This window comes from Mesorhizobium sp. M7A.F.Ca.CA.002.15.2.1, from assembly GCF_003998715.1.
GTDB lineage: Bacteria > Pseudomonadota > Alphaproteobacteria > Rhizobiales > Rhizobiaceae > Mesorhizobium > Mesorhizobium ciceri.
Map to the genome: position 1 here is coordinate 1 of NZ_RZPI01000342.1, position 5,820 is coordinate 5,820.

Genomic DNA, 5,820 nt, shown 5'->3' on the forward strand with positions numbered 1-5,820 from the left:
TTCCAGCGCTCCGCTTCGTAGTTCAGCGAGAAGGCGTGCTGGGCGAGGAACACCGGGTCGTTGTCGAGGTCGCGGGCGATGTCGCCGCGATGCGCCTCGATGAAACGCAGGACCTCGGCCTTGTCGTCGGCCGAGATCCAGCGGCACACGGAAAAGCGCGACATCTCGAATTCGACCGGCAGGGTGTATTCGAAGTTCAGCCGTTCCTTCAGGACGTCGAGTTGCAGCGCGCCGACGACACCGACGATGGCCGGTGAGCCGTCCTCGGGCGAAAACAGCTGCACGACGCCCTCCTCTGCCATCTGGTGCAGCGCTTCCTTCAGCTTTTTGGCCTTCATCGCGTCGCCGAGGCGGACACGGCGCAGGATTTCCGGGGCGAAATTCGGAACGCCGCGGAACAGGATTTCCTCGCCCTCGGTCAGCGTATCGCCAATACGCAGCGTGCCGTGGTTGGGAATGCCGACGACGTCGCCGGCAAAGGCCTCGTCGGCGGTGACGCGTGTGCGGGCAAAGAAGAACTGCGGCGCCGACAGCGACATCGGTTTTCCCGTGCGTACCAGCTTGGCCTTCATGCCGCGCTCGAGCTTGCCCGAACAGACGCGGACGAAGGCTATGCGGTCGCGGTGGTTGGGATCCATGTTGGCCTGGATCTTGAAGACGAAGGACGTCATCTTCTCTTCGGTCGCCTCGACCTTGCGGGTGTCGGCCTCTTGAGCACGCGGCGGCGGTCCAAAAGCGCCGAGCGCCTCGATCAGGTCGCGCACGCCATAATTGCGCAGCGCCGAGCCGAAATAGACCGGCGTCAGGTGACCCTCGCGGAAGGCTTCTATATCAAGGGGTCTGCATGCTTCCCGCGCCAGCTCCAGCTCCTCGATGAAGGCCTCGCGCTCGTTCTCCGGCAAAAGGCCGGCGACGCGGTTGGAATCGGGACCGTTGACCGGCGTGCGCTCCTTCTCGTCGTCGCCCCTGCGCACGGCGTTCAGCGCCAGATGGTAGGTGCCGGAAAAATTCTTGCCCCGGCCGATCGGCCAGGTGATCGGCGCCGTATCCAGCGCCAGCTTCTGCTCGATCTCATCCAGAATCTCGAACGGATCGCGGCTTTCGCGATCCATCTTGTTGACGAAGGTGATGATCGGGATGTCGCGTAGCCGGCAGACTTCGAAAAGCTTCAGCGTGCGCGGCTCGATGCCCTTGGCGGCATCGATGACCATGACGGCCGAGTCGACCGCCGATAGCGTGCGATAGGTGTCGTCTGCGAAATCCTCGTGGCCGGGCGTGTCGAGCAGGTTGAAGACATTGTCTTCATACTCGAAGGTCATCACCGAAGTGACGACCGAAATGCCGCGCTCACGCTCGATCTTCATCCAGTCCGACCGCGTCTGGATCTTGTCCTTCTTGGCCTTGACCTCGCCGGCAAGCTGGATGGCGCCGCCGAACAGCAGCAGCTTTTCGGTGAGCGTGGTCTTGCCGGCGTCCGGGTGCGCGATGATCGCGAAGGTGCGGCGGCGCGCCACTTCTTCTTCTATTGCTTCGGGCATTCTCTGGGATTTCCGTGTGACAGGCCGGGCTTCTAGCAGCGCAGTGCGGGCCTGTCGACCGGTCCGGCGGCAGGGAAGCCGCCGGAAGCCATGGCTTGCTTCAGGCCAATTCGGCCGTGCGGCTCGCCTGAAAGACCTCGGGGAGCCAGCCGGCAATGGTGCCGCCTATCGCGTCGGCATGGTCTTCCTGCAGATAGTGCGCACCGGGTCCGAGATTGATGAACCGGCAGTTCTTCAGCCCGGCGGCGAATTCGCGTGCGGCCTGCGGCGCAATCAGCGCGCCGGGATCGCCCGCAAACAGCAGTTTCGGATAGGTGGAGAGCCGAAGTGCGCGATGATCATGTTCGCTGATGGCGGCAACGTCGGCGGGCTGGCCCTCGATCGGCAATTCCCGAGGCAGGCGCAACACCGGCTTTCGCGATTGCGGTGTCGGGAACGGCGCCCGGTAGACGGTCATCTCCTCATCGCTCAGTGTACGCAGCACCGAGGCCGGCAACACTTTTTCGACGAAGACATTGTCTTCCAGGACCAGCTTCTCGCCGACACCCGGCGTGCGCAGCGCCTTGAACATTTCGCGGGCTTGCGGGCGCTGATGAAAATCCTCCCAGCGCTCGAAGGGTCGGATGAATTCCATGAAGGCAAGGCCGAGCACGCGTTGCGGTCGCCGCGCCGCGAGATGGAAAGCCAGGGCCGTGCCCCAGTCCTGCGCGACCAACACCACTTCCTGGATGTCGAGCACGTCCAGGAAGGCGTCGAGATAGCGGACGTGATCGAAGAAGCGATAATCGATATCGGGCTTGCCGGATTGGCCGTAGCCGATCAGGTCGGGCGCGATGCAGCGACCGAGCGGCGCGACATACGGGATGATGTTGCGCCAGATGTGGGATGAGGTCGGATTGCCATGCAGGAACAGAACGGTGGGGCCGGACGCTCCCGTCTCGACATAGGACATGGTCGAATCGAGCACGGCGATCTGCGAGCGTCTCGGTGCAGCGACGCCAGCTTGAGAAATGTTGGCTTTCGAACTCATGGGGTCGGCTCCTTTGCAAAAACTGTGCTGAAGATGATTTTCTTGAACCGCTCGAGCGGCGCGGGGCTACGTTCAACCTTCATGCGCAGCATGGCGCCCTGCCAAGACGACAGCAGGAAGTCGGCAAGGTCCTCGGCCTCGAAGGTCTTGGAGATGTCGCCGGCTGCCTGGCCTTCGGCGATGCAGGCGGCGAAGGGCTGGCGCCAGCGTTCGAAGATGTCGACGAGTTGCAGGCGCAGCGGCTCGCTGTGGACCGCGGTCTCGAGGCTGAGATTGCCTATCATGCAGCCGCGTGCCCAATCATGCGCCTCAAGCTTCGAGGTGATGACATCGACGTAGCGCCTCAGCCGGCCGATGGGCGGCGTGCCGTCCTGCGCCAAGGCTTTCTCGACCAACTTGCCGACATAGGCGAAATAGCGGTCCAGCACCTCCCCGGCAAACTCCTCCTTGGAGGCAAAATGGTTGGTGAACGAGCCGGGCCGGGCGTCGGCGGCGGCAACGATGTCGCGCACACCGGCGGCGGCATAGCCGGAATTCCAGATGGTCCGGAACCCGGCGTCAAGGAGGTTTTCGCGGAGTGATTGTCTGGCCATACCGATATAATACGTACGTACGTATTGATGTCAAGCCGAATAATTTGCGTTGCCGATGTTGGCAAGCGGGGGTGGCACTGGAAGAGTGTCCCTCAGGGGGTGGCGAGTTTGAGGAGCGAACATGGCTGCGGTGAAACAAGTGATCGTCATCGGCGCCGGCATCATCGGTGCTTCCATGGCCTGGCACCTGACCAGGGCAGGCGCACAGGTGACGGTCATCGCCGCCGACAGCGCCGCCGGTGGGGTCGCCACGCCGAACTCCTTTGCCTGGATCAATGCCACCTGGGGCAATCCGGAGCCCTATTTCCGGCTGCGCACCCGCGCCATGGCCGAATGGTCGCGGCTGGCGCGGGACGTGCCCGGCCTGCCGCTCAACTGGTGCGGCGGCCTGTGCTGGGATCTATCGGCGGCCGACATGGAAGCCTATACCGCGCAGCATTCGGCCTGGGGCTACGGCATCGAGCGCGTCGACCGCGCCGGCGCGGCCCGTATAGAGCCTAATCTCACCCAACTCCCGGACGTCGCTTTGCATGTCGCCGAAGAGGGCGTTGCCGAGCCGGTCGCGGCAACGAAGGCGCTGCTGGCCGATGCCGAACGACGCGGCGCGCGGATCATCTCCAGCACGGTGACGGCGCTTGTCCAGACAGGCGGCAGGATTTCGGGCGTCGACACATCGCATGGGCTGCTTGCCACCGACGAGGTGTTGATCGCGGCCGGCGTCGGCTCGGCGGGCATTGCCGCCACCGCCGGCATAAATCTGCCGCTCGAGACGCCACCTGGCCTGATCGTCCACTCGCGGCCCTACGAGAAACTGCTGAACGGACTGGTGCTGGCCGAGCGGCTGCATATGCGCCAGACCGCCGAGGGCCGTATCATCGCCGGTTCCGATTTCGGCGGCGCCGACCCCGGCATGGATGCGCAAGCCACCGCCAGCGAACTGGTCGCGGTCCTGAAAGCCAGCCTGCGCGGCGGAGACGGGCTGGCGCTCGATTTCCACACGGTCGGTTACCGGCCGACGCCGATCGACGGTTTTCCGATCATCGGCCGCGCCGAGGGCATGGACGGCGTCTATGTCAGCGTCATGCATTCCGGCATCACGCTGGCGCCGGCCGTCGGCCTGTTTGCCGCTCGCGAAATCCTTGATGGCGAGCGCGATCCGCTGCTCGCGCCTTACGGGTTGGGACGGTTTGCTCAATAACCCGGACGGACGGCAGCGTCGGCCGATGTCTGTATAGGTTAACGCCCTACGGCGCCCCCCTCTGTCCTGCCGGACATCTCCCCCTCGAGTGGGGAGATTGGCAGTTTCGGCGCCTCGCTCAGTCCCGCAAGGTCGGCGATTGGCGAAAGCCGTCGCGACATCCAATCTCCCCCCTTGAGGGGGAGATGTCCGGCAGGACAGAGGGGGGCGCTGGCCCGCGGCGTTGCCGCAATTTGCAACTACCCGGCCAACGCCAGCTTCGCCACGGCCGGAGCAAAAGGCCGAATGTTGATCCCGTCCCTGGTCATGGTGACGAAGCTCGATGGCGGGATCGCCTAGGCGCGATCCGGAAGAGCCGCAGGCTCCTTGGTCGCGTGCGTGCCTCTGTTGTGCGTCCGCTCGTAAAGCTCGCGAACGATTCGGCTGGCGGTAGTTTCAAACAGAAATGGCAAGAAAGCATGAACGAGCGCGGCGCCGGCCGCCATCAACAGGCGCGACGAAAACCAGGCGGCAAAGCCCATGTGGCTGAAATAGGTTTCGCCGACCTTGGCCGGATGAGAGGTGAAAATCCTTGCGACCGACATGCTGGTTCCCCTTCAGCGCTTGAAGTTCCTGATATGAGTATCCTGACATGCTTCGCCGGTTCATCGGTCTCAAAATGTCCTTGTATTTCGGTGATGCATGGAACAAATATCCCACATGGCGCTGGAAATTGACGAAATCGACCGGAAATTGCTCGCCGAGTTGCAACGCGACGGCACGCTGTCGGTCGACCAGTTGTCGGAACGGGTGGCGCTGTCGCGCAATGCCTGCTGGCGCCGGGTGAAGCGGCTGGAGGAGGCCGGTGTCATCACCGGCAGGGTGGCGCTGGTCGATGCCGAAAAGCTCGGGCTTGGCCTTTCCGTCTTCATCCTGATCCGCACGTCCAACCACGATCCGGAGTGGCTGCAGAGATTCCGGGCGGCGGTGACCGGCTTTCCCGAGATCATCGGCGTCTACCGCATGTCCGGCGACCTCGACTACGTTCTGCGCGCCCGCGTCGCCGACGTGAAGGCCTATGACCGGCTCTACCAGCGGCTGATCGCCAAGGTGGCGCTGTCTGATGTTTCCGCCTCTTTCGTGATGGAAGAGATCAAGGAGACGACGGTGGTTCCGATGGAAGTGCGCTAAGATATGTCGATATTCAGGTGATGCCGGCCTGCAAACGACGGGTTTCGACTCGGCCTGACCTGAATCTCAACACACCTCAGGCCATACTGATGCCTGAAAGAAAGCCGTTGATAGGCTTGCGGGCGAGTTGACCGAATCGCCGTTCGCGCCGATAGGATCGATTTTATGCGCGCAGCCCTTCAAACTCCCTCCGTCATCGGTCCGACCGTCGGCTTCGTCAGGTTGCCGCATGCTGAAGGACTTCCCCTTCCTGCTTATGAAAGCACCGGTGCTGCCGGCATGGATCTGCGC

Annotated in this window: 6 protein-coding genes and 1 pseudogene; 3 read left to right on the forward strand and 4 right to left on the reverse strand. The window is 63.3% G+C overall.

Annotated features, from left to right (window positions below):
- The 3 genes from ENZ74_RS19105 to ENZ74_RS19115 form a co-directional block, all read right to left on the reverse strand.
- Window positions 1-1,538, reverse strand: a 1,538-nt coding sequence (locus ENZ74_RS19105) for a peptide chain release factor 3 (protein WP_127312924.1), incomplete at its 3' end; no start/stop codon positions are given.
- 100 nt (window positions 1,539-1,638) lie between these two features.
- Window positions 1,639-2,568, reverse strand: a complete 930-nt coding sequence (locus ENZ74_RS19110) for a haloalkane dehalogenase (protein ID WP_063169913.1) — start codon at window positions 2,566-2,568, stop codon at window positions 1,639-1,641.
- Entirely contained in the window at window positions 2,565-3,161 is a 597-nt protein-coding gene (locus tag ENZ74_RS19115; RefSeq protein ID WP_063169912.1) for a TetR/AcrR family transcriptional regulator, read from the reverse strand. Before ENZ74_RS19115 ends, ENZ74_RS19110 begins: the two co-directional genes overlap by 4 nt.
- Window positions 3,162-3,282: 121 nt before the next feature.
- On the opposite strand from ENZ74_RS19115, the gene ENZ74_RS19120 reads away from it, so the two are divergent.
- The gene (locus ENZ74_RS19120) at window positions 3,283-4,359 is read left to right on the forward strand and encodes an FAD-binding oxidoreductase (RefSeq protein WP_063169911.1); all 1,077 of its coding nucleotides are present in this window, start codon (window positions 3,283-3,285) and stop codon (window positions 4,357-4,359) included.
- Between the two features lie 335 nt (window positions 4,360-4,694).
- Here ENZ74_RS19120 and ENZ74_RS19135 read toward each other — a convergent pair whose 3' ends face one another.
- Window positions 4,695-4,943: a DUF6356 family protein gene (locus tag ENZ74_RS19135; RefSeq protein ID WP_063169910.1), complete on the reverse strand. Its 249-nt coding sequence runs from the start codon at window positions 4,941-4,943 to the stop codon at window positions 4,695-4,697.
- Between the two features lie 115 nt (window positions 4,944-5,058).
- On the opposite strand from ENZ74_RS19135, the gene ENZ74_RS19140 reads away from it, so the two are divergent.
- Together ENZ74_RS19140 and ENZ74_RS35185 are read left to right on the forward strand one after the other, a co-directional pair.
- A complete protein-coding gene (locus tag ENZ74_RS19140) occupies window positions 5,059-5,529 on the forward strand; it encodes an Lrp/AsnC family transcriptional regulator (protein WP_013528044.1) in 471 nt (156 codons plus the stop codon).
- A 165-nt stretch (window positions 5,530-5,694) separates the two neighbouring features.
- A pseudogene (locus ENZ74_RS35185) lies at window positions 5,695-5,820 on the forward strand (dUTP diphosphatase); the annotation flags it as partial.